Origin of the sequence: Photobacterium aquae, assembly GCF_001029445.1 — a bacterium.
Classification (GTDB): Bacteria; Pseudomonadota; Gammaproteobacteria; order Enterobacterales; family Vibrionaceae; genus Photobacterium; species Photobacterium aquae.
In genome coordinates this window covers 68,018-92,154 of sequence record NZ_LDOT01000026.1, presented here as the reverse complement: position 1 = coordinate 92,154, position 24,137 = coordinate 68,018, and the positions used below count along the sequence as shown (strand labels likewise).

At 46.1% G+C, this 24,137-nt stretch carries 23 protein-coding genes and 2 tRNA genes; 14 read left to right on the top strand and 11 right to left on the bottom strand.

The window, feature by feature from the left end; genetic code table 11:
* Nucleotides 1-48: 48 nt before the first annotated feature.
* The 3 genes from ABT56_RS17795 to ABT56_RS17785 form a co-directional block, all read right to left on the bottom strand.
* Nucleotides 49-1,356, bottom strand: a complete 1,308-nt coding sequence (locus ABT56_RS17795) for a DEAD/DEAH box helicase (protein WP_084722378.1) — start codon at nt 1,354-1,356, stop codon at nt 49-51.
* A gap of 214 nt (nt 1,357-1,570) precedes the next feature.
* Nucleotides 1,571-2,875 (bottom strand): inosine/guanosine kinase, encoded by a 1,305-nt coding sequence (locus ABT56_RS17790; protein ID WP_047880254.1) that lies wholly within the window; start codon nt 2,873-2,875, stop codon nt 1,571-1,573.
* Nucleotides 2,876-3,099: 224 nt separating this feature from the next.
* Complete coding sequence (locus tag ABT56_RS17785; RefSeq protein WP_047880253.1) at nt 3,100-3,798, bottom strand: DUF2786 domain-containing protein; 699 nt, start codon at nt 3,796-3,798, stop codon at nt 3,100-3,102.
* Between the two features lie 336 nt (nt 3,799-4,134).
* Here ABT56_RS17785 and ABT56_RS17780 point away from each other — a divergent pair, with 336 nt between their 5' ends.
* The 5 genes from ABT56_RS17780 to def all read left to right on the top strand — a co-directional run bounded on the left by ABT56_RS17780 (nt 4,135) and on the right by def (nt 9,278).
* Nucleotides 4,135-4,734, top strand: a complete 600-nt coding sequence (locus ABT56_RS17780) for a hypothetical protein (protein WP_047880252.1) — start codon at nt 4,135-4,137, stop codon at nt 4,732-4,734.
* A gap of 397 nt (nt 4,735-5,131) precedes the next feature.
* The gene (locus tag ABT56_RS17770; RefSeq protein ID WP_047880250.1) at nt 5,132-6,103 is read left to right on the top strand and encodes a hypothetical protein; all 972 of its coding nucleotides are present in this window, start codon (nt 5,132-5,134) and stop codon (nt 6,101-6,103) included.
* Between the two features lie 178 nt (nt 6,104-6,281).
* Nucleotides 6,282-6,698, top strand: coding sequence for a GNAT family N-acetyltransferase (locus ABT56_RS17765; protein WP_047880249.1), 417 nt, complete (start codon nt 6,282-6,284; stop codon nt 6,696-6,698).
* A gap of 394 nt (nt 6,699-7,092) precedes the next feature.
* Nucleotides 7,093-8,424 carry an NADP-specific glutamate dehydrogenase gene (gene gdhA, locus ABT56_RS17760; protein WP_047880248.1) on the top strand — a complete coding sequence of 444 codons (1,332 nt, stop codon included), beginning with the start codon at nt 7,093-7,095 and terminating at the stop codon, nt 8,422-8,424.
* A gap of 341 nt (nt 8,425-8,765) precedes the next feature.
* Nucleotides 8,766-9,278, top strand: coding sequence for a peptide deformylase (gene def / locus ABT56_RS17755; protein ID WP_047880247.1), 513 nt, complete (start codon nt 8,766-8,768; stop codon nt 9,276-9,278).
* 222 nt (nt 9,279-9,500) lie between these two features.
* On the opposite strand, the gene ABT56_RS17750 is transcribed toward def, so the two are convergent.
* Together ABT56_RS17750 and ABT56_RS17745 are read right to left on the bottom strand one after the other, a co-directional pair.
* Nucleotides 9,501-9,587, bottom strand: a tRNA-Leu gene (locus ABT56_RS17750).
* A gap of 26 nt (nt 9,588-9,613) precedes the next feature.
* Nucleotides 9,614-9,687, bottom strand: a tRNA-Gly gene (locus ABT56_RS17745).
* Between the two features lie 192 nt (nt 9,688-9,879).
* Between ABT56_RS17745 and ABT56_RS17740 the strand changes: the two genes are divergently transcribed.
* Both ABT56_RS17740 and ABT56_RS24445 read left to right on the top strand, forming a co-directional pair.
* Nucleotides 9,880-10,386, top strand: coding sequence for a GNAT family N-acetyltransferase (locus ABT56_RS17740; RefSeq protein WP_047880246.1), 507 nt, complete (start codon nt 9,880-9,882; stop codon nt 10,384-10,386).
* Nucleotides 10,387-10,452: 66 nt separating this feature from the next.
* Nucleotides 10,453-10,788 carry a hypothetical protein gene (locus ABT56_RS24445; protein WP_047880245.1) on the top strand — a complete coding sequence of 112 codons (336 nt, stop codon included), beginning with the start codon at nt 10,453-10,455 and terminating at the stop codon, nt 10,786-10,788.
* 153 nt (nt 10,789-10,941) lie between these two features.
* Here ABT56_RS24445 and ABT56_RS17730 read toward each other — a convergent pair whose 3' ends face one another.
* A complete protein-coding gene (locus tag ABT56_RS17730) occupies nt 10,942-12,429 on the bottom strand; it encodes an oligopeptide:H+ symporter (RefSeq protein ID WP_047880244.1) in 1,488 nt (495 codons plus the stop codon).
* Nucleotides 12,430-12,805: 376 nt separating this feature from the next.
* Nucleotides 12,806-13,660: a pyridoxal kinase PdxY gene (pdxY, locus tag ABT56_RS17725; RefSeq protein ID WP_047880243.1), complete on the bottom strand. Its 855-nt coding sequence runs from the start codon at nt 13,658-13,660 to the stop codon at nt 12,806-12,808.
* Between the two features lie 354 nt (nt 13,661-14,014).
* On the opposite strand from pdxY, the gene ABT56_RS17720 reads away from it, so the two are divergent.
* The 3 genes from ABT56_RS17720 to ABT56_RS17710 all read left to right on the top strand — a co-directional run bounded on the left by ABT56_RS17720 (nt 14,015) and on the right by ABT56_RS17710 (nt 17,033).
* Nucleotides 14,015-14,560, top strand: coding sequence for a GNAT family N-acetyltransferase (locus tag ABT56_RS17720; protein ID WP_047880261.1), 546 nt, complete (start codon nt 14,015-14,017; stop codon nt 14,558-14,560).
* A complete protein-coding gene (locus ABT56_RS17715; RefSeq protein WP_047880242.1) occupies nt 14,561-15,130 on the top strand; it encodes a GNAT family N-acetyltransferase in 570 nt (189 codons plus the stop codon).
* Nucleotides 15,131-15,521: 391 nt separating this feature from the next.
* Nucleotides 15,522-17,033, top strand: a complete 1,512-nt coding sequence (locus ABT56_RS17710; protein WP_047880241.1) for a peptide MFS transporter — start codon at nt 15,522-15,524, stop codon at nt 17,031-17,033.
* Between the two features lie 88 nt (nt 17,034-17,121).
* On the opposite strand, the gene ABT56_RS17705 is transcribed toward ABT56_RS17710, so the two are convergent.
* Nucleotides 17,122-18,591: a multiheme c-type cytochrome gene (locus ABT56_RS17705; protein WP_047880240.1), complete on the bottom strand. Its 1,470-nt coding sequence runs from the start codon at nt 18,589-18,591 to the stop codon at nt 17,122-17,124.
* Nucleotides 18,592-18,720: 129 nt separating this feature from the next.
* On the opposite strand from ABT56_RS17705, the gene ABT56_RS17700 reads away from it, so the two are divergent.
* A complete protein-coding gene (locus ABT56_RS17700) occupies nt 18,721-19,089 on the top strand; it encodes a hypothetical protein (RefSeq protein WP_047880239.1) in 369 nt (122 codons plus the stop codon).
* A gap of 54 nt (nt 19,090-19,143) precedes the next feature.
* Here the strand turns inward: ABT56_RS17700 and ABT56_RS17695 are convergent, their stop codons facing one another.
* On the bottom strand, nt 19,144-19,569 hold the full coding sequence (locus ABT56_RS17695; protein WP_047880238.1) for a nitrous oxide-stimulated promoter family protein: 426 nt from the start codon (nt 19,567-19,569) through the stop codon (nt 19,144-19,146).
* A 213-nt stretch (nt 19,570-19,782) separates the two neighbouring features.
* On the opposite strand from ABT56_RS17695, the gene ABT56_RS17690 reads away from it, so the two are divergent.
* Together ABT56_RS17690 and ABT56_RS17685 are read left to right on the top strand one after the other, a co-directional pair.
* Nucleotides 19,783-20,178 (top strand): hypothetical protein, encoded by a 396-nt coding sequence (locus ABT56_RS17690; protein WP_240478349.1) that lies wholly within the window; start codon nt 19,783-19,785, stop codon nt 20,176-20,178.
* A gap of 215 nt (nt 20,179-20,393) precedes the next feature.
* Nucleotides 20,394-21,035, top strand: coding sequence for a thiopurine S-methyltransferase (locus tag ABT56_RS17685; RefSeq protein WP_047880237.1), 642 nt, complete (start codon nt 20,394-20,396; stop codon nt 21,033-21,035).
* 95 nt (nt 21,036-21,130) lie between these two features.
* Here ABT56_RS17685 and purT read toward each other — a convergent pair whose 3' ends face one another.
* Entirely contained in the window at nt 21,131-22,309 is a 1,179-nt protein-coding gene (gene purT / locus ABT56_RS17680) for a formate-dependent phosphoribosylglycinamide formyltransferase (RefSeq protein ID WP_047880236.1), read from the bottom strand.
* A gap of 309 nt (nt 22,310-22,618) precedes the next feature.
* Here purT and ABT56_RS17675 point away from each other — a divergent pair, with 309 nt between their 5' ends.
* The gene (locus tag ABT56_RS17675; RefSeq protein WP_047880235.1) at nt 22,619-23,026 is read left to right on the top strand and encodes a hypothetical protein; all 408 of its coding nucleotides are present in this window, start codon (nt 22,619-22,621) and stop codon (nt 23,024-23,026) included.
* A gap of 89 nt (nt 23,027-23,115) precedes the next feature.
* Here the strand turns inward: ABT56_RS17675 and ABT56_RS17670 are convergent, their stop codons facing one another.
* Nucleotides 23,116-24,090, bottom strand: a complete 975-nt coding sequence (locus ABT56_RS17670) for a TAXI family TRAP transporter solute-binding subunit (RefSeq protein WP_047880234.1) — start codon at nt 24,088-24,090, stop codon at nt 23,116-23,118.
* Between the last annotated feature and the right edge of the window lie 47 nt (nt 24,091-24,137).

Genomic DNA, 24,137 nt, shown 5'->3' with positions numbered 1-24,137 from the left:
CGGACCATATAATTAAGCCCTGACGGGCTTTTTTATTAGTAGTAGCAATTAATCGCGACTTGGTTTTTTGCCATCGGTATGATTTGCTGGCTTGCGGCGATGACGCGGTGCTGGTTTACGACGCGGTGAGCTTGGTTTGTCCTGTTTAAGACGGCTGCCTTCCTCGTCTTGTGGTTCGCGTTTGTGTTTCGGCACATAGTTGAGGATAGAAATCGGCACGGGCTTGCGTGGGGCAAATCCTTCAACTTCACGTCGTTCAATTAAGTGTCCCAAGCGGCTTTCGATCATACACAGATTTTTGAAGTTATCTTTAGAGACAAATGAGATAGCTTCGCCAGGTGCGCCAGCGCGACCCGTTCGGCCGATACGGTGGATATATTCATCAGCAGGGAAGGGCAGATCGTAGTTGATCACGCGTGGCAGTTCGTCGATGTCGATACCGCGTGCGGCAACGCCTGTTGCGACTAGATATTTCACATCGCCGGCAACAAAATCAGCCAGCACTTTGGCCCGGACATCTTGGCTGCGACCACTGTGGAAGGCTTCTGCTGTAATGCCACGCTTTTCTAGCTGGGAAACAAGCTTGGCTGCACCGTGTTTGGTTTCAATGAAGATAAGCGCCTGATCCCAGTCATTTTCTTGAATAAGGTGACTAAGTAGGCTGGACTTCATATCTTTGTCTACGGTGATTAGCCATTGCTCAATATTGGGTTTAGAGGCATCACGCGCAGCGATAGCAATTTCAACCGGGTTATGTACGGCTGTTTTTGCCAGATCCCGAACTTTGTTTGACAGCGTTGCAGAAAATAGCAGGTTCTGGCGATCTTCAGGCAGGCGTTCAACAATCTTGTTGATGCTCTCGATAAAGCCCATGTCGAGCATGCGGTCAGCTTCATCCATCACCAGAATTTCCAGCTCTTCAAAGTAGACCGCTTTTTGGCTATGCATATCCAGTAGACGACCAGGGGTCGCGACGAGAATATCTACGCCTTCAATCAGCTTTTGTTTTTGAGGTTTTTCATCAACGCCACCGTACATAGCCAGTGTTGTGAGAGAAAGGTGCTTGGCGTATTGCTCAACGCTTTTACTTACCTGAATTGCCAGTTCGCGGGTAGGAACCAGAACAAGGGCTCGGATGCGTTTTTTACGTTGTGTTTCACCTTTTCTGAGCATTTCCAAAATTGGTAACACAAAGCTTGCGGTTTTACCGGTACCGGTTTGTGCGGCAGCAATCAGGTTTTCACCGGATAGGACTACAGGAATGGCTTTTTCTTGAATCGGCGTTGGTGAAGCGTAGTTCAGTTCAGCAAGCGCCTTAACAATCGGATCGCATAATCCAAGCTTTGAAAATGGCATTGAGAATCTCAGTTAATAGGTATGAACACAGCAATGGCCGAAGCCATGCATTGGGTTTGGTGAACTATTTTAGCACGTTCTGCCACCGTAACCTCTCGATGTTTGTTTGAATACGATGAGAGTGCGGTGATAGAGCAGGGTATAGAAAAGCGATACCCGTAGGCATCGCTTTTTAGTTGCTTCTTGTTACATTGTTTTGGGCGAGTAACTGGGATTATCGTTCCCAGTACGCCTCTTCTAAACAGTCTTCTCGTTCAGGCAGGCCGCGAGAAAGACGCGGAGCATGCTGGGTAAGAACTTGGTAGCTTACACGGTTTGAATACTGACAAATTTGAGAGAAAGATGAGTATGTCAGGCATTTCGCAACGTGTTTTGCCGAGTTAGGCACATTTGCTTTGTGGTATACGTTGGCAGACATGTCATGCAGCAGTGCAGATAGGGCTGCATCACCCGCACCATTGGTGTTTTTGATTTCCACCGGACCGCCCAAGTATGGGGCAATGTGTGAGTATACTCGAATTGGATTCTCACAGCTTGCTTTGGTCATTGGACGGCTGAATTCATATTTGTTGAATTCGGCAATACGGCCAGGTAGAAGGGGAAGGGTCGATTCACGCTTAAGTTCGTCTTCGGTGTAACCCGCCATGTATAGGCCGATAGGGCCTGCAGTACATAGGACAAGATCTACCCATTCCAGTGCTTTGTCGGCTGCAAGTAGAGGATCTTTTTCGCCTGTTAGGGCTTCGGCTTCTTCTTCGTTCATCGCTACGCAGGTAACGTGCTCTTTGAGAAACTCAATCCACCATTCTTGTTTGCCTTCGATAACGTATTTAGTGCCTAGGGTTAGGACAACCGGAACGTTATGCTTTTTGGCGTATTCGATAGCTTTAAGCGCAGAGTCTTTCATTGGGTCGGTTGGCTTGCCGCGAACCAGATAAGACGAGAGTACTAGCGCAGAGGCATTTTCGAAAGCGGCTTCTGGAACGAATTCCGGACGAAGCTGGTTCATGTCACCTTCATTGATTGCGAAAGTGCGTTCGCCATCTTCGGTGATCAGGGTATAGCAGCGACCAATAGGCCCGCTAACAGGCTGCAAGTAGTCAAGATCCATACGGCTTGATGTATTGCAAAGGTAGCGGTAAGCGTATGATCCAATTTTTAGATCCTGGCTCATAACACCAAGCAGGATAGAGGCATCATCAGCAAGTACAGAATAGTTGTGCAGGGTGTTACCAATGGTATCACCTGGGTATTCGTGGCTAATGAGGTTGCGCTCTTTCAGCTCTTGGTAGAGCTCTTCAGCCTTGTCTTCCTCAAGAACCAGTGAGTGGCCTTTGCTGAGGTTGTGGCGAGCAAGGAATGCATCGTCTACGCGCGCTTCGATATCAACAATAGTTTGGCCAACACCGACAAGGTGAGTGCGAGATAGCGGATTTTCTTGCTGGATTTGAGCTACTAATGGATCGCGGGCATCGACAGGGAAGTAATGCTTTGATTTACGCTGACCAGGGAATTTCATCTGTGAGGCTATCGATTTAAGAAAATTTTGTTTCATTCTATCATAAAAATGATAATCACATCACACTTCATGACGAATTGATGAAGTGTAATGGTCATTTGGTTTCTTTTTGCCCAAAGAGATGGACGAAAGGAACTCACATTTTTATAACTGCCTAGACACAAACAAAAAACAGCCACTGAAGTGGCTGTTTTTGGCAAGTGAGGGCGTAATCTACCTGAGTTTTAGGAAGATAGCAACTTGGGTTCGAATGCCTTGCTTCCACCGACTGGGCGATTAACGGAAATTGAGCGGCCTTTCTTCATGCCTTTTTCATAGTCATCGGTCATTGCCTTCATGGCTTCTTGGAGCTGCTGCTTGAAGGTTTCGCGGTCGAGGTTTTCGAACTCTTTATCGATATAGTTCGTCATGCGTTTGTGATGGTCATCGTCGGTGGATAGCTCTGGTAGTTTTTCCAGCGCCCCTTCAAGCCATCCGGCAAGGAAAGAGTTTACCCGTCGATTCACTTCACTGTTGCTGGTTCCCGTGCCTTGGAAACTATTGCGGAACTGACCAGTTTGCTGATTCATCTCACGATATACAACGTCAAATGCAAATGCGGCAAAAATAGCGCGTTCGGCTACGCCGATAAATTCGGCTTGCTTGAGGCCCTTGTGGTTGGTCAGGACACACTCAACACCAAAACGGCGGTTGATACCACGAATGATCTTCAGGATTTGCTGGCTGATATCCGCAGGTAACAAGGTTGTAGCTTTGGTTTTGCCCATCTGGATGAATTCGATGTCGTCTTTGTCAAGACCGTACTTGAGCATTAAACGATGCGCCATCTTAATGGCTTGAGCGGCTTCGTTGACGTTTGCCGAGTTACCGAGCTCTAGACATTTAGCTATTTTTTTCAGCGCTTTTCGCTTTTGTTCAGACATTCGAACACACCATGTTTGAAAAAGGGGGCACATTTTAACGTGTTGGCATGATTCATACAATTCCATTGCGTGTTGAGTGTGATGTTAACGACAGCTTAGTAATGTTTTTGACATTGGATCAGAGCTGGTACTTCAGCACTCAGTGCATGATATGGCTCTGTGGTATAACCCTGATATCGATTATTAGGGAGGAGTTCACATTCAGAAATATAGTGTTGCCTTTAGTTTCATAAGTCAAGGCGATAAAATTCAGCGCAATCTACAGAATGCTAAATCAGCTATAGAAATGTAATTTTTCAGAAAGTCATTATTATATTTATCGCATAGGGAAATGAAATGCATATCAATAAAATAACCATATTATTGTCTTTGTTGTTAATGTCGGGCTGCTTAGAGCGTAATCTTGAATATTATGAGGCAAATCTTGATGAGGCGAGAGTGAAAGTCGAGCAGTGTGAGACTTCTGCAATTAAGGCTTTTACAACACAAGATAAAGAACGGGTTGAGGCGGTATTGACTGACACTGAGTGTCTCTCAGCAGTAGAAGCGGTTAAAGCGCATGACCAAAAAATAGCAGAACTAGAACGAGAAAAGGCGCAGAAAGAGCATGAAGCGCAAAAAAAAGCCGCTGAGAAAAAATATCATGAAGATTACGCAAAGTACTCAGTTTCATTAAGTGACCTAAGCTATATTGAAATTGATAAACTCAATAAAGAATGTCGATTTAGTGTGCGTGACAAGGCAAAGTGTCAGGCAGTTAAAGAGCTAAATGAAAAAAAGAAAAATGAAGAAATTAATGTATTGAAAGATAAATATGTTGGTGGAAAATTAGAAGAATATAGGAAGAGTTCATGTAAAGGCGGAATAGAATTTAATCACGTTATCTGTAATATCGCAAAGGAAGCCGAGAATCAACAACAAAACAAGAAGAAATGATAAATTATTATCTTGCTAATCGTGATGAATTGAAAAAAGTTTTTAACAAGTGTCATTATGATTATAGAAGCTTGATTAAATTGAAAAAATGGAATGAAGCCAATGAGTCAACAAAAACTTACCAATGTACCATGGTGGGCCGTGCTGCATCAAAACTGAATGTTTTTACTTTTGAGCAGCCAATCGGTTAAAAATCGACGGTGAATAGATCTGCATCATCTGGTCTATCGGTTTTTTACGACAGCCTCTGAAGAGCCTGCTTCTTGTAGGCTCTTTACATACTATGTCATGACGAAGACATAATCATTACTGTAGTCCCTTCTTTAATCCCATCGCTTACACTGAATTCCGCATCTTGAGTATAATGTTGTTGTTATCAGAAAACTGTGCGTAATTTATGAGCAATAAAGAGAGTTACCATGCGATTGATGTGCCGTTTGAATACCGGCATACCTGCTGGTTTTGCGGCGAGCCGTATTACGATTCATATGCCTTTATGCCGTCGCCAAATTATGATGGGCAGGAACAGCCCCTGTTGATACCTAGTTGCGAAGAGTGTTTTGGTTTTTGCCGGCAAACACGGGTGAGCGGAATCGATTTGTTGCGTGACAAGGTCAAAGACGCTCTCCATAAGAAATACCAAAAACATTTGCAGATTGGCGTGAATTGGACAAAGGAAGAGCTTGAAGATTGTGAGTTCGAAGGCAAAGCTCTGGAAGGTTTCCGCGAGAGCGCTTGGGCTATGTTCGAAATTGCCAAGGGACGGGTAAATTATGCCGGTTGGCCGCTGACGATTGATGGCCAGCCTGTTTCAGCGCTGAGTCAGGCATTTCATGTCGAGTTCGATGGCATTATCTATACCTCGCTTCAACGGGCTGTTGAGCAATTGGCTAAAGCTTATGCGATCCCACAGCCTTACCTTGAAGCGGTCATCGAGGTTGTAGGGCGTCAACGGTTGGCTTATGCCATTCGTTTTGCCAAAACAACCTATGGCTATTCGGCTGATGAGCGGGAAGCGAGTATTGCCAGCCTCAAAGCCTTGGTTGCGGAAGAGCAGGCGCTAGCAATACAAGTTGCGGTACCAGCAAAGGGGATTCAGGCTTCGCTTGATGAGCTTGAACCGCTTATTTTGCACCGGACACAAATACCGGTTCATGCAATCCAGTGGATATTGGAGCGGGGGATAACCAATTTGGCGCAGCTTGCGGAATGTGAAGACGACTGTTTTGACCATTTTGGCAAAGATTCTGAATTAGTGGCGTACACCTATTTTACCGCGATGCAGGTATATTTAGAGCAGCGAGACGTTGACCCTGAGTGGGCTGAGAATGTTGATCCTAACCGACGTTGGTTTGAACAGTTAGGCTAATCTGGCGATGTGCAATTCGAACTGCATAAACGATGAATATTAAGTGTTACTTCTGGCAAATTGCTTACTGTGGTTAGTATAACAGTCGTTTGGGCAGAGAATATGGTTTAGTATTTAGCCGTCATGAGATTGATGTTCAGGTAATTCGTTAAGTAGCTAGTTTAAAAGGGAATATAGATTGGATATTGTATATGAGATTAACAGACAAGTTTCACCTGAAGAGTTTGTTGATTTACTGAAGCGCTCAACTCTTGGTGAGCGTAGACCAATAGATGATGCCGAATGCATGTCAGGCATGATCAGTAATAGCAACTTGGTTGTTACAGCATGGGATGATGACAAATTGGTTGGAATTGCTCGCAGTGTTACTGATTTTTACTATTGCTGCTATCTATCAGATTTAGCTGTTGATGAACAATATCAGCGACTAGGGATTGGTAAACAGCTTCAAGTTTGTACGCAACGCCAGCTTAAGCCAAAGTGTAAGCTATTGCTAATCGCAGCACCTGCGGCTAATGAATATTATGGTCAAATTGGATATTCCAAAAATGAACGTTGTTGGGTTTTGCCTCCCGAACAGGAAATTATTCAATAAATATCACCATATAGGGTGACTAAGTATGATTAGGCCGTCGGTGGGATTCATCTATACGGGTTGTCTTCACTGTAGGGCAAGCTGTCTATCGACCGGCCTTTCGTTGATGTTTTTTGTGGGAGGTTGACGTACTAGAATTGATATTCGCTGAAGGTCTTCTGAATATTGATTGTCATTTTGTAGATATGTGACTCTACACCACTACATTACTTCAATATAAGAATAAACAAAACAAAATATTTTATTTCCTATTTTGGAAGTGCAATAAAAACCTATCCATATCCTTTTGGGCGTGGATCGTGACCCTGATATAAAAGCGGCTGGAATAATTATACCAATCCAAACACATCATCATCCACAAGGCAGTTTTTATTTACGTTTACAGGAGTTCGTGATGAAAGACGCTTTTTTAGCCCGTGTTGCAAGTAACAACCCTAACCAGCCGGAATACCTTCAGGCAGTCACGGAGGTGGTTGCCTCTATCTGGCCATTTATCGAAAAAAATCCCAAGTATATTGAAAGTGGTATTCTGGAACGCTTGGTTGAGCCGGAGCGTTTAATCCAGTTTCGTGTTAGCTGGGTTGACGATCAGGGGAAGGTGAATGTTAACCGTGCATACCGTGTTCAGCATAATTCAGCAATCGGGCCTTATAAAGGCGGAATGCGTTTCCATCCATCGGTAACCCCATCAGTACTTAAGTTTTTGGCTTTTGAGCAGACGTTCAAAAATGCTCTGACTACGCTCCCTATGGGCGGCGGTAAAGGTGGTAGTGATTTTGATCCTAAAGGCAAAAGCGACAATGAGGTTATGCGTTTCTGTCAGGCGTTGATGTTTGAGCTACACCGCCATTTGGGAGCTGATACCGATGTACCTGCTGGTGATATTGGTGTTGGGGCCCGTGAGGTTGGCTTTATGACGGGGATGATGAAAAAGTTGTCCAATAGTGCCGAATGTGTGTTTACCGGTAAAGGCTTGTCATTTGGCGGCAGCTTGATCCGTCCTGAAGCGACAGGTTATGGATTGCTTTATTTTGTAGAGGCCATGCTTAAGGAGCAAGGGCAAACGCTGGCTGGTAAGCGAGTAGGGGTGTCTGGCTCTGGCAACGTGGCCCAATATGCGATTGAAAAAGCAATGCATATGGGCGGTAGGGTGATTACGGCGTCTGACTCTAGCGGTACTGTGTATGATCCAGAGGGTTTTATACCAGAGAAATTGGCTTGCCTGATGGAAATCAAAAACGTCAAGCGTGGGCGTGTTGCTGATTATGCTCATCAGATGGGCCTTACCTATAGTGAAGATGGCAAGCCTTGGCAGTATGAAATGGATGTTGCTCTACCTTGTGCAACCCAAAACGAACTGGATGGTAATGATGCCGAAATGCTGGCAGGAAACGGTGTGATGCTGGTGGCTGAGGGCGCGAATATGCCAAGTACCGCCGATGCTGTCGCTATATTTAATAATGTCGGTATCCTTTATGCGCCAGGCAAAGCGTCAAATGCCGGTGGTGTTGCGACTTCTGGTTTGGAAATGAGCCAAAATGCGTTGCGACTTGGTTGGAGCCGAGAAGAAGTTGATCAACGTCTGCAGGATATTATGTGTCGAATCCACCATACCTGTGTTGAATATGGCCGAGATGAAACTGGAAAAGTGAATTATGAGCAGGGTGCGAATATTGCTGGCTTTGTGAAGGTCGCTGATGCAATGCTCGCACAGGGCGTTTGCTAGACATTGACGGCATGCGGCTAGCCACAAGTTATGCTTCATGCATGACTGATTGTCAGTTTTGAGTATATGTAAGTCGGGAACCTATGAAGGGTTCCCGATTTTATTTTTTCTGTCTGCCTATAACCTTGAATGCCGATACCATCGAGCAATGGCCTGTGTGCTTTGGAGGCAGACCAAAGGGTTGTGATGAAATAATGGAGCAAGTTCTGTGGTTGGAGAGCCTTTCGGAAATCATATTATTGGTCGAACAACGATATGAAATACAGAACTAGGGCTTGTTTCTAAAGGCGTTACATGGGATCTTACCTACTTTCTATTTTTGAGAAAGTAAGTAAAGAAATATGGCTGTACTAGACATTCTAACCGCGCCGGATCCACGTTTGAAGCTGAAGGCAGAGAAAGTGACCGACTTCCAAGCCGCACAGCAGTTGATTGATGACCTGTTGGATACCATGTACGAAACCAGTAACGGTATCGGTTTGGCGGCAACTCAGGTTGGTCGCCGTGAGGCGATTGTGGTTATTGACCTTTCAGAAGAACGTAACGATCCGTTGATTCTGGTTAACCCAGAAGTGGTAAGCGGTAGTGATAAAGAAATGGGTCAAGAAGGTTGTCTGTCGGTTCCTGAGTATTACGCTGATGTTGAGCGTTACACTTCTGTTGTGGTTAAAGCTCAGGATCGCAATGGCGAAGAGATGACCATTGAAAGTAATGATTTTCTGGCTATTGCTATGCAGCATGAGATTGATCACCTGCAGGGTAATCTGTTTATTGATTACCTGTCGCCGCTTAAGCAGCAGATGGCGCTAAAGAAAGTAAAAAAACATGTAAAGGCTGTCTCTAAGCAGCGTTAATCTGCATAAAAGATATCTTGCAAAATCAGGCCATTACCGAGGCGTATTTATTACGTTGGGGTAGTGGCTTTTTTGTCTGAGGACTAACGTTATTTTTTGCTATAACTAATTAGGATGAGGTTTATAGAGTTAGTTGAAGGTCATGTCAGAGTGTGGATAGCACGGAAGTGGTAAAATTTAGACATAAAAAAAGCCCTCGAAGGGCCTTCTTTTGTTTAGGTTTGGTGCGGAGGGAGGGACTTGAACCCTCACGTCCTTGCGGACACTAGCACCTGAAGCTAGCGCGTCTACCAATTCCGCCACCACCGCAATACCTAATAGTGCAATAAATCACTTGGAGCGGATAACGGGAATCGAACCCGTGTCATTAGCTTGGGAAGCTAAGGTAATACCATTATACGATATCCGCTTTGGTATCTAAGTGACTGATTACGTGAGTGATAATAGGCTTGTGCGTTGTTTACCGCAATCGCTTGTGATTTGAATTGTGATCACTGTCACGCTTTTGCCTAATTTAATGTTTTACTTGTATAATTCGTGATCGATTGGTGCGATTTTATGAATCAATATCACTGGATGTCATGGTTATGAGGAGGGATACATGTTCGCACCAAGTTGCCATTTACCCGAAATGACGACCCAACGTTTTATCATTCGAGCCATGACTATTGATGATCTGGATGATTTGTTTGTCATTTATAGTGATAGAGAAACCATGCAGTATACCGCCGTGCCCCCATTTACTGCCCCCAATATGGTTCATCAGCTTTTAGATAGCGTCACTGCCTTATTAGAAAAAGGGGAGTCTTTTGAGTGGTGTATAGAAGATAAGCTAACGGGGAAAGTGATTGGTACTTGTGGGCTCCATTCGTTTAATGAATCCCGTACTTCGGCTGAAGTAGGTTGTATCTTGCATGCGAGCTATTGGCGACAAGGGGTGATGACGGAAGTGATGGGGGCATTGTTGTCATTTGCTCAGAAAAAGGGGTTAAAACTTATATTGGCTGATATTAACGGTGAAAACCATGCTTCTCGGTCGTTCTTTGCTCATCTTGGTTTTTTGGCGACGACAAACCGTTATTATGTGCTTATCCTAACAAGTGGGTAGCGGAGTCGCATTTCGCAGCTTGCGGTACTCGATAGCAGTAAAAATAACGAAATTGGGAGAAAGCAGATGAAGCGCATGCCTTTGTATATTGTTACATTGCTCGCCTCTATGGTTTTGGTGGCATGTAAAGAACCGCCAAAAGAAAATACACCCGCCCAGCCCGATCAACAGGTACAAGATACCCATCAGCCTGATTCTCAAGGGCAAGGTGATCAAGCTCTGGATACAACAAGTCAGAGTGAAGCCCCGGTTGGTGCTGACGAAGATGCTCATGGTTGTAAAGGTTCGGCTGGCTATCAGTGGTGTGCCAAAACTGAGCAGTGTGAGCGTCCGTGGGAACTGTCAGAAAAAGAAGGGATAGAAAATACCGAAGAAGCGTTTGCTAAGTACTGTGGCCATTAATAATAGCTCGTTATTCGGCTAAATCAGTATGTAGAGCGGATTGAATGCTACAAAATAAACGCCCCGTATAACGGGGCGTTTATTTAGGTGGTTAGGCCGCAAGCTAAGAATGCTGTTGAGGCTTGGTGTTTAGCAAGGCGGCCTGTAAGTCAATTATGATAATGCGTGTGACACTTCTTTTGTTTCGTCACCGGCCTTCATCATGCGGTTAAGAAGTGGGCTAGTAACTGCCATCAGTACAGCAACGGCAAGGGTTACAATACCGATATTCTGGAATACTTCAGTGTATAGGGGCAGTGTTTCAAGTGGGTCGGTAACATTTTCCGGCACGGCACTGAACGTTGCCACGTAACCACCGATAATGAATGATGCCGCTTGGGTAAGGAACCATGCCCCCATTGTAAAGCCCATCAGACGTTGAGGTACCAAGCTAGCAACCATCGCCAAGCCTAGTCCGCTGATCAACAACTCACCAAGGCTCTGGAACAAGTAAACCAGTACCATCCAGCCCATTGATACCATCCCGGTGCTATCGGCAAATAGAATACCTGCAGCAGCAACCGTCAAGAAGGCGAATGCACACATGAACATGCCAACAGTAAATTTGCCCGGCATAGACAAGTCACGGCCCCGGCTACCGTAATAAGTGTATAGGTACGCCAGGATAGGGCTGCACAAAACAACCCAGAATGGGTTCAAGGCCTGAAGGCTCACAGGGTTAATGGTAAAGCCAAGGAACTCTGTACGAACGTTATTGATGGCAAAGAAGTTCAGTGATGTAGGCATCTGTGCATAGAGTACATAGAACACGATAGCTTGTAGCATCAGTACAAACGCGACAATCATCTTCTTGCGCGATGCACCCGTTTCGCTAAGTGTCTCTTTGAGGAACAGGCCAACAACTGCCACACCAATCAAGCCAAGAACGATGTTGGCCATCATGATGTTTTGTAGCAACCAGGCACAGATCAGGGTTGAAACGATAGTGCCGCCGATCACAAGACCTAGGTGCTTGATATTAACCGGCTGTGTGTCTGGGTGTGAGCCGATCCCTTGCACGGTATTGCGTAGCATAAAGTAGCTGCCAAGACTTGCAAGAAGGCCCAAGCCACAAATCACGAATGCAGCGGTATAGCCGAATTTTGCCGCGATAACAGGGCTCAATGAAAGAGATGTTAGTGAGCCGATGTTGATAGACATGTAGTAAAGGGTGAATGCACCGTCGAGGCGGTTATCGCCTTCTTCATAGCACTTAGCCAGCAGACTTGATGGATTGGCTTTGAACAGGCCGTTACCTACAGCAATGGCGCCCAAGGCGAAGAAAATGAAGTTTGGATGAATAATGGAAAAGCCCATTAGGAAGTAACCGAGTGCCAAGACAACAGCACCGAATACCATGGTGCGTTTGGTACCTAGGATATGGTCACCCACATAGCCGCCGACAGAAACCAGACCATATACCAGGGCGGCGAACGCACCGAAGGTAACAAAGGATTCTTGCTGGCTGAAACCGAGTTGTTGCACAAAGAATACAGCAAGGATGCCTTGAAGCCCGTAATAGCCAAATCGCTCCCAGAGCTCGATAAAAAATATCATCTTGAACGGTTTGGGTTGGTCAAAAATACTAATTTTATTATTCATTATGGTTGTGATTCTTATAAAGTTGATTGAGTGCAGTGATTAAAGCTGCAAATCGATCCAAATAAAGTGACTTTGTCGATTGTTTCAAAATGTTACGTGAGAGGCAAGTCACATTTGTTTAGAAGATGCTATATGTTGCACATCGTATGACCAGTGAAATCATTTAGGTGTAAGCAAAGAGCCAGTGCATAGCTCTGATTATTTATCCATAAATAGAAGAGTATGAAGGGAGAGGTGGAGAAGTGTGGAGAGGGTGGCGCGTACTCGTAGAGAGAATAAATAAGGACAAAGAGACATGAATGAACAGGGGGAACAGGTAAAAAAAATGGGCAGCGATTGCTACCCATTCAATGTGATTTACCGATCTAGGTGAAAATTATAGAGCTTGAAGCTCAAAGCGCTCGGTTGGGGTTACGATTTCGTTCTGTGCGGCAATTGTCTGTAGTTCCCATTCACCGCGATCTGCAGTGGCTTTCAGCACGGCGTAGCACGCGTCATTACAGTGGGCAAAGGCTTCAACAGCATTACCAATAGCAAGGAACTGGCCTGTGAATAGCGCTGAAATCAGATCACCCACACCGACGGGTTGCTTGTCGAATGGTAGGTGGGGGCGCTGTGCCAGCCAACATCCTTCTGCGGTTGCCAGCATCATCGAGAATTTTTCATCAGACACACTGTGCAGGTGTTTGACCAGTACCATCTTCGGCCCTTTGCTCAATGCAACCTGACATGCCTTGATGGCATCTTCCAAAGACTCAATGGCCATATCGGCAAATTGGCTTAGTTCAAATTGGTTCGGCACGATAATGTCGGCCATTGGCATCAAGGTGTTGATGAGGTGCTCGGCAATACCCGGAGCAACGATGCAGCCCTTGTCAGGCGCTCCCATTACGGGATCGCAGACATAAAGTGCGTTAGGGTTGGCGGCTTTTACTTTTTCTACGGATGCTTTGATGGCAAGGCACTGTTCGGCACTGCCTTGGTAGCCACTTAGAATGGCTTCGCAGTTTGTTAGTTGACCAATGTTGTTGATGCCATCGACAAGGTCAGAAATATCCTGGGCATTGAATGCTCGGCCAGTCCAGCCTTCTTTGTACTGGGTATGGTTGGAGAACTGGACGGTATGAATAGGCCAAACTTCAAATCCCATACGCTGTAGGGGGAATACTGCCGAGCTGTTGCCAGCATGGCCGTAAACAACGTGAGACTGAATAGAGAGAATACCTTTCATCGAATAAATCCTGCTGGGGGAATGCGAGTGCTCGATGATATAGATACTTGAGCTTCATCACAATCTATTCATCACTGCCGGGATGCCGTTAATGAGTATAAACATTACATAAGTCATCGTATTTAAGTGCCTTTTTCATAAAGCGTTGGCACTTTTGCTAGAAATGGTTTTTGAATTACCAATATCGGGTGTTGACAGTCTCAAGATTAAAATACGCACTCCGCTAGGCCATCACAGCCAGTTAAATACGGAATCGAGCGAGCATCGCTATGTCCAGCGATTTGAATTGGACGCTGGCTAAGTGATAGATTGCCTGTACAGATTAATGGTTGGTACAAGGTGAAGGCAATGATGATGTTTACATGGAAAGTAGACGATGAACTGGAGCTGGCGTTAGTGACGCCGGAATTGGCGCCGAGCTATGTTGAGTTGGTTGAGCAAAATAGGGCTTATCTTTCCCGTTGGCTGGAATGGCCCCGTTATTGTGCAACGGAAGATGAGTTTCGCCAGTTTGGTATTCATTCGCTAGAGAAGTACGCCAGTGGTAAGGGCATGAATTTTTCAATGGTGTACCAAAGGGAAGTGGTGGGCAATATTAGCTATAACACCATTGATCATCATAAGAAAAAAGTTGAGTTAGGCTATTGGTTGGCGGAGCCGATGATGGGGCGGGGCATTGTCACCCGCTGTTGTCGACATTTAATCGATTATGCGTTTGATCAACTGAATATGGAGAAGGTGCAGATTGCCGCCGCGAAAGAAAACAGTGCCAGCCGAGCAGTCTGTGAAAGGCTGGGGATGACGCTCGAAGGGGTAATAACGAACGAGGAGCTGGTGGGAGACCGTATTCTGGACCATGCTATTTATGGTTTGCATCGTTTAGATAGGGAAAAGCAGTAAATGGTATATCAGCTGGAAACGCCGAGGTTGTATTTACGTCAATGGCGAGCGGATGATTTGCCCGCGTTTGCTCGAATGACCGCAGATCCAGAGGTCATGCATTATTTTCCCAAGACATTAGACAAAGCCGAAAGTGATGCCCTTGCCAGCCGGATTCAAAGTTTGCTCGGCGAGCGGGGGTGGGGGTTCTGGGCGTTGGAGTTAAAAGAGACACAATCGTTCATCGGGTTTGTTGGTTTGCATGTGCAGTCTGCTGAAGTTGTTATACCTCAGACTCCCTTCGTGGAAATTGGTTGGCGGCTAGACAAAAATCATTGGCGGAAAGGCTACGCTTACGAGGCTGCAATCGCCACGATGGATTTTGCATTCGATACCTTGGCGCTTGAGCATGTTTTTGCCTTTACCCTGCTTGATAACCTCCCATCACGAGGAGTGATGGAAAAATTGGGTATGATAAATACCCTGCAGGATTTTGATCATCCTAGTTTGCTCGACTTACCGGAAGAAAAAAAACGCCATTGCCTTTATAAGATAACGAGGCTGCAATGGCGTGATGGTAAATCGCACTGAGAAAGGAGCTGAATTCAGCAATCCTTTTTACATTAATCAAACGCTGTGCCATGTGGCGAGAGTGGAAATTGCCTGTTTTTCTTGTCAATTCATGAAAGGTGAGTCTCAGTAAATATGCAATTGATCATTTTGTTTTTAATAATGCGAATGAAAATAAGAGATGAATTGAAATCATATTATGGGAAGAGTTGTCTGTCTGAGCGGGGGATATGGCTGTATTGGGTGCGAATATGGAAAGTAAGGTCAGCATAATATTTTGGTGACAAGTTCACATAAGGGCAAAAAAATACTCAGGATGAACGGTTTTTTATGTAATTAATTGCATTTGATCATGAAACATTGAGTTACCTGATGCTAGATTTCGCGGTGCATTGTTTTAAAGGAGTATAAAATGCAAGACGCAAATTCTAGGCTTCCTTTTACAGCCAGATTATTGATTCTCCGGCAGTTCCTATGGGGAGCAGCATTCTATGGTACGTATGTACTGCTCACTCGTTTCTTCTTGGAAGAATTGGAATACAGTGAAGCAGAAACCATCATGATGATGGGGGCATTCGGGGCCGTAGGGCCGGTATTCTCTGCCGTGGGCGGTTTTGTTGCTGACCGGTTTATTGGTTCATTCCGTGCGGTATATATTGGCTATACCACATACACTATCGGCTTTTTCATTTTGGGTTATGGTGCCAGTACGCTCAATGTACCGCTCAGTATTTTTGCCATCGCCTTAATTGGCTATGCACGGGGGCTTTCGGCAACCAGTCCGACGGTATTGCTGGGCAACTCTTATTCTGAGACAAACCGGGATGCTTTCCAGCAAGGCCTCACGGTTAATTACTCAATCAATAACCTCGGTTCGTTTTCTTCCAAATATCTCTTCCCGTTCATGGTGGCCTTCTTGGCGTATCAGGGGAACTTCTATATTGCGTCGGCGCTGATTTCACTGACCTTGGTGTTGTTTGTCGTATTCCGTGAACGCTTTATCGCGGTGGGCAACGATATTGACCGCCGTCCGGTATCAACTAAGGTATGGGGCTTGTTTACCGTCGGTTCGGCGTTGATGCTGGGTTTGGTATTCTGGGTCTTCTCAAACCTGGATGCTGGTAAATACCTGTTGTATGGATTGGGCGTGTGTGCGATCGGTTACTTCATTTTTGAAATTACCCGAGCAACGGCAGCATTCCGCTATAAGATGTGCAGTGTTTTGATCATGATCTTCATTATGATTGTGTTCTACTTCTATTATGGCCAGATGCTGACATCAATGAACATCTATGCCATTAACCTGATGGGTGATCAGCTGTTTGGCCTGATCCCAATCCGACCTGAATCAAATGCTGCCTTCAACCCGTTATGGTGTTTCATCCTTGGTGGGCCGGTGATCTTTGTCTATGGCTGGCTTGAACGAAAAGGTTTCTCGCCATCAATTCCGACGAAATTTGCCGCAGCGTTTATCTTCAGCGCGATCTCCTTCTCGCTACTTGGGCTATCAACCAGCTTTGTTGGCGAAGGCGGTAAAATTTCGGCTGACTGGATCTTATGGGTGCACTTCTTCCAGTCAATTGCGGAATTGATCGTTGGGGCATTGGGTGTTGGTTTCATTTTTGAAATGGTACCTCGTTACTTGTCGGCGTTCGCAATCGGTCTGCGTTCCGTTGCTCTGTCGCTCAGTGGTATTTTGGCCGCGGTAATTTCTACCCGTATTGCATTACCAAAAGATCAGGTGCTGACTCCGGAAATTATCGAAGGTGTTTATGCGAGCTACTTCTTTAACCTGGCTATTCTTGCCGTTGTGATGGCGGTGATTACGCTGGCGTTGTCCAAGGTGATAGCCAAGTTGGTTAGCAAAGGCGAAGAGCTTGAGCGTTTGGAGTCGCATAACGAAGAAGCCCTAACCAGCAAGTGAATGCAAAGAGAGTGGTAGAGGGTTCGATCCCTACACTCGAGATGTGATTTGAAAAGCCGCCATGTTCAGAACTGGCGGCTTTTTTATTTTAATGGGTGGTAGTGATCAGAGTATGTTGTTGGGATGCAGGCGCTATTGTTATCAAGGCGCTGGCTGTGGTCATCTCCACGATATCGACCTTTAGCTTGCCTTTTCCAAGAAGTTCATCAATAAGATGCTGCGAAAAAGGCCAGTAGTTTAATGTTGCATTGAGAGTGAGATGCTCGCCTGCATTGTCGGGTACGACGAATGTATAGTCGACAATGGCAAAACCCTTCGGTGGAATACGTGTGTCGGCGAGTACACGGTCAACTTCCCATACATTCAAGTCAACCACATTGCCGTTGGCATCGCCGAGCCATACTTTGAAATTACGGGTATTTTTCTCGGTATGCCCGTCGATGACTTCTCCTGAGCGATAGACTTGCATATTGGAGCTGGTGGCTTTGAAGTCAACCCAGACTTCTCGTCCTTCCGGGAATCCTGTCGGTAGCTTGTGGCCGGCCCCGATATTGGTGACTTTGACTTTTATCGTGACGGTGTCACCTTTTGTGACGGTTTTGGGTAGGTCGATAAATTCCATCTTTGCCGCAGAACGGAGCATGGCCCGGGCAAGCTCAGCACTTTCCTTTGCGCCGAAATATTCATGCAGGGTGGAGTTTCCACCTGAAAAGTCATGGGAATAGACGTGCTTGCGCTCTTTACCCATTACAGCTGATTTGCCCGGATTATTGTTTGTGCCAGGCCCTGGGGTCATGTGGCAATCTTGGCATTGAATACCTTGTTCGTTGTAGACACTTTCCTGCCATTCATCATAGGTACGTTCTATCGGTGTGCTGTTGAACGGGTGGGTGACATTATGGCAGGTTGCGCAGATCTCTGAGCGAGTGTGCAGATCAGAATAAGCGGTTTGGTGGTAGGGGGATGCGGCATCCGCATGGGGGCCCAGTTTAGTCGGTTTGTTTTTATCAGGTGTTAGTACGTAAGCGGCATTGTCATGGCCCGTAATAGCACTAATGTTATGACACACATCACAAGTAACACCGGGAATATGACGTTCGCTATCGATATCAGCCCCTGTGAGTTTCATGCTGGTCATGCCAATCGGGCTATGGCAAGCCATGCAAAAATTATCAATCTCTCCGTTTGTGGCTTTGCTGGCGCGTTTGAAGAGGCTTTTATAGATAGGGTCATCCCATGAATTGGCCATGTTTGATCCTTTCCATTGTTGATAGATAACAGGATGGCATCCTTGGCAAATCGCAGGGTCTTCAAACATGTCGGGAGTCAGTGGGCGATTGCCCGTTTGAGCTCGAGATGGGTAGAACGGGAGGTTCGATGGTTGGGACGCTTGTACATCGGGTTTGTGGGGGAACTGCCACTTGTTGATGCCGTTTGACGATTGTGCCATGACGGGTAAGGAACACAGTAGTAGCAGGCAGAGTACCAGTCGCAGGTATGTTAGTGATACAAGGCATAACCCATAAGGAGTATGTGGATTATAACAGTTTGCTTTCATGAGACTTTCCGTTTTCTTGTCTAATAAGCTGGTCAGAGTCAGTGTAGCGGGGTTAAATGTGAGACAGTGTTGCAGTTTTGCTAATGGGTATATAATGATTTGCCTTGGGTAGTTGGAGAAAAATAAGATATGAAAAAATACATGGGATGGATGGCAACAGCATTGGCCGTGGTTTTGATGGCGGGTTGTGGCGAGGAATTGAAGATTACAGCTACGCCGATTAAAAATGTTGATAACATTCAGTACAACGAAGCCCAGCTTGATGTGTATTGCCCAACAGGAATTTGCCAGTTTGATTTGGCGGTGAACAAGGACACGGCTTTAACGGTGAATATGCACTACGACTCAACACGTTCATTTGAGAAAATCGAAGGGGTGAGTGTTACCGGTAAAGCGGGGTCATCGGCGAAAATGCTCGATGGCAATAGTTTTGAATTGGGGCTAGAGGCGAACGATAAGCCGATTACCGTTCAGGTTGTTGATTACTATCGAAACTAGTCGCCAAGCTATTAACTAGTAGATAAATGCTTTCGCAAAGATATACCGGCGGTCTTAATGACCGCCGGTTTTATTTTGTGTGGTGATTTTTTCTAGGGCTTTGCGCTGATGACGATTTGAAGCCTGCGCTGCGGGTTTGGTGGGAATAGCCCGCCGTTCAGCCATGATGTGGCGCAATGCCAGGATCGGGTGGTGCAAAAGCATCCGTGGCCCAGAAAAGCGCATGATGGTTTTGGAAAGCGCTTTTTCGTCGGGTTTGTAGCAGTGAATAGGGCACTGTTTGCATGTGGGTTTGTTCTGGCCATAAGGGCAGCGATCAAGTCGTTCGTGGGCGTAAGCCAGAAATGTTTGGCAATCGTGGCATAAGCGCTGGTGACTTTGTTGTTGGTGGTGATGGCGGCAGTATATGGTGACCATTGCATCAATGGTCTCGAATTCAGTGGCGAGAGAGCCAAATAAAACCGGCAGCTCTTGATTCATATTCGGCCTCGAGTGATAAAAATTGCAGCAGTTGAATAATAGCTGTTGACAGCCTAACCGCACTGGGTGTTTTATAGGCGCTCTCAAAATCGAGCGTCTATAGATAGTAGCATGTTTGCCATAACTTGCATTCATAATATATCTTTATGTTTGTCGAGAAAACATGACATAAATCTTAAAATTTACCTATATTCGCCCTGATGATGTTAATGGATGGAAAAAATAGCGGATTTATTCGATGAATATGCTTTGAATGGCTTGATTTCATTGGTTATGAGCAGTAGTATCCGCTCCTCTTTTTTTATGGTGGTGAATATGAGCAGATTTGAATGCCTGGAAAGAATTGTCGAGGAATATCGTAAGAAAGTCCGCGACTCGGAGTTTAATAAACAGAATGACAGTGAAGTCGCTAAAGTCTTAGTTCTGCTTGTTGGTAACTCTATGTTCAGCTTGGCAGATCAATTTGCAGAATGGGTGAATCGTGGTGGCGATCGTACTTACGGTGGTAAGTTTTTCGTTTCTAAGCAGCTTATGACTCTGCTAGAGCCTGTAACCTTCCGTGGTGTTACAGTTCGTCGAGATTCAATTAAGCTATTCCGTATTTCTTAATACAATAGCGACATTTTATTCAATTGCTCTCATAAAAGAAAATTGAAGAATGTATTTTTAGCGATAAATTGCCTGCAATGTATTGCTAGCGAAAAAAGGTGCTTCGGCACCTTTTTTTGTGTCTGTAATTCAATGTAGCCCGTGGTTAGCAATGCTTTGTGAAGTTTGGTATAACTGCCGCAGTCAGTCTTAATATAAGAAAGAGAAGTACATAAATGGATACGGAATTTTGGCATAGCCGCTGGGCCGAAAACCGCATAGGTTTTCACCTTGATGATACTAACCCAAAGCTAATCAAGCACTGGCCGCAGCTTAACGCAGGCCGTGATGATGTCATATTGGTGCCTATGTGCGGTAAGTCGGTAGATTTGACGTGGTTGGCGACCAAGCACGATAAAGTTGTTGGAATCGAATTGAGTGAGATTGCGGTACGTGCTTACTTTTCGGAGCACTTTTATACGCCGTTGGTGATGCCCTTGGGTAACGGCCAATCGTTGTATGAGTTTGATGAATTGTCGATTTACACCGGTGACTTTTTCCAGACTCGTATCGATCCGGTTGATGCTGTGTACGATCGTGCCGCGTTGGTTGCGATGCCGGCAGAGATGCGCCAGGCGTATGCCGATAAGCTGTTATCGCTGGTGAAACCCGGTGGCCGTATTTTGCTTATTACATTGGATTACCCGCAACCAGAGATGGACGGCCCTCCGTTTTCTGTGACTGCCGATGAGCTGCAATCACTGTTCCCTGGTTGTGAGTTGACGTTATTGGAGCGCGATGAGGCCGATGAGACACATCCGCGCCGTCAGCGTGGTCTGAGCCGTTTTGCCGAAGAGGCATGGTTGATAACGGTTTAATTTATCCCCCAGCTCCCCCTTATCAAAGGGGGAGTTAGAGAGTGTTTTTGAAGGGCATCCCCCTTATCAGGAGCAGGAGGGGGAGGGTAAGGCCTTTATTCGACGATCACTTTCACATCACCTGCAGTGGCAACGGCATCCTCAATCGCGGTTTCAACGCTGTTACGGCGCGTTAGAGCAACACCAAGACGGCGGCGTCCGTTTATTTCAGGCTTGGCAAATAGACGCACTTGAGTATTAGGGCGAGCCAATGCAGTAGCTAGGTTATCGAAACGGATGTCTTGGGAAACACCTTCCGCCAAAATAACGGCTGAAGCCGATGGGCCATATTGGGTAATCGAATGAATTGGCAAGCCCAAGAACGCGCGGACATGAAGAGCAAACTCAGATTGTTCCTGAGAGATAAGGGTGACCATACCTGTGTCATGCGGTCGCGGTGAGACTTCACTAAAGAGCACCTTGTCTCCTTTGATAAAGAGTTCAACACCAAACAGGCCATAACCACCCAGTGCGTTAACGACTTTCTCTGCGGCAGCTTGTGCGGCTTGTAGGGCTTGTTCAGACATTTGCTGCGGCTGCCAAGATTCACGATAATCGCCGTCTTCCTGACGGTGACCAATTGGCGAACAGAAATGGACACCATCTACCGCGCGTACCGTAAGTAACGTGATTTCGTAGTCAAAATCGACAAAGCCCTCCACAATGACGCGTCCAGCGCCTGCTCGGCCACCTTCTTGGGCATATTGCCATGCAGATTCAATATCCGCCGGTGTTTTGATGACACTTTGGCCCTTGCCTGATGAGCTCATGATTGGTTTCACCACGCATGGCGTGCCAATGCGTTCAATGGAGGCGACAAAATCATCATAGTTGTCTGAGAACTCATAAGGCGATGTGGCAAGCCCAAGCTCTTCTGCAGCCAAGCGGCGGATCCCTTCGCGGTTCATGGTGAGTTTGGTGGCGTTTGCAGTAGGAACAACATTTAGCCCCTGTCTTTCCAACTCGACGAGTTTGTCGGTGGCGATGGCTTCGATCTCTGGCACAACGTAGTGGGGTTGCTCATGGTCGATAACGGCCTGAAGAGCATTACCGTCTAGCATGTCGATAACATGGCTGCGGTGGGCAACTTGCATAGCCGGTGCGTTGTTATAGCGGTCGACGGCGATAACCTCTAGCCCAAGGCGTTGGCACTCAATAGCCACTTCCTTGCCAAGTTCGCCTGAGCCAAGAAGTAAAACACGGGTAGCGTGAGATCGGGTTGCTGAGCCTAACATCGAAATTCCTTACTGGATGTTTGTGAAATCTGATTGAGATCATACAGCAAAAAAGCATTCGCGCAAACGTTTGCCTTGGGTGTTTGCTTTAGATGTTTGCAGGATTTTACATCGCATAGGACAGAGCAATAACGCCTTATCTATAGCGGGTGATTTGAGGCTATTTGCATGTGAGTAATATTTAGCATTGATTGTCAAAGTTGTGTCATTGCTGGTCTGTAAGCCTCGAAATTTTATCTCTCAATCGTTAAATTGGCGGCCGTACTTAGCGGGCATGTTTCGGATATTGATGAAATAAGGATTAGAAAGATGAAAAAGCAGTTGGTTGGATTGGGTATGCTGTGCATGCTGCCGTGGTCATCGGTACAAGCTGCCCAAGCTGTTGGCGTGTTCTTTGGCTCTCCAATGTCAGGTATTCAGTATAAGCACCATGATTTGCGTTTTTCGCTAGGGATTGATGACTTTGGGTTGGCCGTGGACAAGACATTTAACCTTGGTTCTTTGACTCAAGATTCGGGTATGAACAACCTCTATACGTTTGTTGGGGCGCAGTATGTCGACAACAAGCACGATAAGTTGGGTGTGCGTGGTGGTATTGGTTTCGAAATACCGATCAATAACGTTGAGTTTTACGGGGAAGTCGGCCCGACTCTGTATGTTGTTGAAGATGTCGATTTGGATCTTGAAGGGCAATTGGGCTTTCGCGTCAGATTCTGAAGCTCTAACACACTGGGGTTGGCTCTTTGACTCCCCCACAGAAGGGGGGAGGCGTGTATAGGTAGCAGGTGGGTAAAGGGAGACGGGAATCAAGGAGAGAGTAAATTAGCCTCGATAAAGTACTGTTTGGCTCCGTCATGGAGTGGAGCCGTAAGTCCATCAGTTACCATTTGTTCTTTTTTCAGATGATTAAATGCAGGATGCAGCTTCTTAAAGGTATCGAAATTATCAAATACCGCTTTGACAACTTGGTAGATGAGCGCCTTGTCCACGGCGGTGGATGAGACGAAGGTCGCCCCCACACCGAAGGTGTTTACCGGCTTATCGTTACCGCGGTACATGCCGCCGGGTATAGTCGCTTTGCGATAAAAGCTATTTTCAGCAATAAGCTTGTCCACCTCTGGCCCTGAAACATCCACAATCACGCTGTTGCAGGCGCTGGTGGCTTCTTTGATAGCCCCGCTGGGGTGACCAACGGTATAAACGATGGCATCGATTTTGTTATCGCACAGGGCGCGTGATTGCTCTGATGCCTTGAGCTCACTGACTTGAGAGAAATCTTTTTCTGTCCATCCCATCGTTTTCATCAGTACTTCCATTGTTCCCCGTTGCCCAGAGCCGGGGTTGCCGATATTCACCCGCTTGCCTTTCAAATCAGAAAAGGTTTTGATCCCGCTATCTGCGCGCGCTACGACGGTAAAGGGTTCGGGGTGAAGAGAGAATACGGCGCGCAGCGACTTGAATGGACCTTTGTCGGCAAACAGGCTTGTACCGTTGTAGGCGTGGTATTGCCAGTCGGATTGCGCGATCCCCATATCTAGCTCATTGGCCCGAATGTTATTGATGTTGTAGATCGAGCCACCGGTCGACTCCACTGAGCAGCGTATACCATGAGCTTTCCGGCCGTTGTTGACTAATCGGCAAATGGCTCCGCCTGTGGGGTAATAGACCCCGGTGACACCGCCAGTGCCGATGGTCATGAACGATTGAGACCAAGCAGGTTGTGAGAGTATTCCGACGGAGGCAAAAAGCAAAGCAGCAGCAAACGTGCGGAGAAGCCACATAGTAACCTCGCAGTAAGGTATTTAAAGTCAAGAGTGTAGCTGTTTGG

Bases quoted from the DNA above. Each gene is read 5' to 3' on its own strand.
- ABT56_RS17695 (WP_047880238.1), bottom strand. From the start codon at position 19,569: ATGAATCAAGAGCTGCCGGTTTTATTTGGCTCTCTCGCCACTGAATTC.
- ABT56_RS17740 (WP_047880246.1), top strand. From the start codon at position 9,880: ATGTTCGCACCAAGTTGCCATTTACCCGAAATGACGACCCAACGTTTT.
- purT (WP_047880236.1), bottom strand. From the start codon at position 22,309: ATGTTAGGCTCAGCAACCCGATCTCACGCTACCCGTGTTTTACTTCTT.
- ABT56_RS17780 (WP_047880252.1), top strand. From the start codon at position 4,135: ATGCATATCAATAAAATAACCATATTATTGTCTTTGTTGTTAATGTCG.
- ABT56_RS17685 (WP_047880237.1), top strand. From the start codon at position 20,394: ATGGATACGGAATTTTGGCATAGCCGCTGGGCCGAAAACCGCATAGGT.
- ABT56_RS17675 (WP_047880235.1), top strand. From the start codon at position 22,619: ATGAAAAAGCAGTTGGTTGGATTGGGTATGCTGTGCATGCTGCCGTGG.
- ABT56_RS17785 (WP_047880253.1), bottom strand. From the start codon at position 3,798: ATGTCTGAACAAAAGCGAAAAGCGCTGAAAAAAATAGCTAAATGTCTA.
- ABT56_RS17795 (WP_084722378.1), bottom strand. From the start codon at position 1,356: ATGCCATTTTCAAAGCTTGGATTATGCGATCCGATTGTTAAGGCGCTT.
- pdxY (WP_047880243.1), bottom strand. From the start codon at position 13,660: ATGAAAGGTATTCTCTCTATTCAGTCTCACGTTGTTTACGGCCATGCT.
- ABT56_RS24445 (WP_047880245.1), top strand. From the start codon at position 10,453: ATGAAGCGCATGCCTTTGTATATTGTTACATTGCTCGCCTCTATGGTT.
- ABT56_RS17710 (WP_047880241.1), top strand. From the start codon at position 15,522: ATGCAAGACGCAAATTCTAGGCTTCCTTTTACAGCCAGATTATTGATT.
- ABT56_RS17790 (WP_047880254.1), bottom strand. From the start codon at position 2,875: ATGAAATTCCCTGGTCAGCGTAAATCAAAGCATTACTTCCCTGTCGAT.
- ABT56_RS17690 (WP_240478349.1), top strand. From the start codon at position 19,783: ATGGAAAAAATAGCGGATTTATTCGATGAATATGCTTTGAATGGCTTG.
- ABT56_RS17670 (WP_047880234.1), bottom strand. From the start codon at position 24,090: ATGTGGCTTCTCCGCACGTTTGCTGCTGCTTTGCTTTTTGCCTCCGTC.
- ABT56_RS17730 (WP_047880244.1), bottom strand. From the start codon at position 12,429: ATGAATAATAAAATTAGTATTTTTGACCAACCCAAACCGTTCAAGATG.
- def (WP_047880247.1), top strand. From the start codon at position 8,766: ATGGCTGTACTAGACATTCTAACCGCGCCGGATCCACGTTTGAAGCTG.
- ABT56_RS17705 (WP_047880240.1), bottom strand. From the start codon at position 18,591: ATGAAAGCAAACTGTTATAATCCACATACTCCTTATGGGTTATGCCTT.
- ABT56_RS17715 (WP_047880242.1), top strand. From the start codon at position 14,561: ATGGTATATCAGCTGGAAACGCCGAGGTTGTATTTACGTCAATGGCGA.
- ABT56_RS17700 (WP_047880239.1), top strand. From the start codon at position 18,721: ATGAAAAAATACATGGGATGGATGGCAACAGCATTGGCCGTGGTTTTG.
- ABT56_RS17720 (WP_047880261.1), top strand. From the start codon at position 14,015: ATGTTTACATGGAAAGTAGACGATGAACTGGAGCTGGCGTTAGTGACG.
- gdhA (WP_047880248.1), top strand. From the start codon at position 7,093: ATGAAAGACGCTTTTTTAGCCCGTGTTGCAAGTAACAACCCTAACCAG.
- ABT56_RS17770 (WP_047880250.1), top strand. From the start codon at position 5,132: ATGAGCAATAAAGAGAGTTACCATGCGATTGATGTGCCGTTTGAATAC.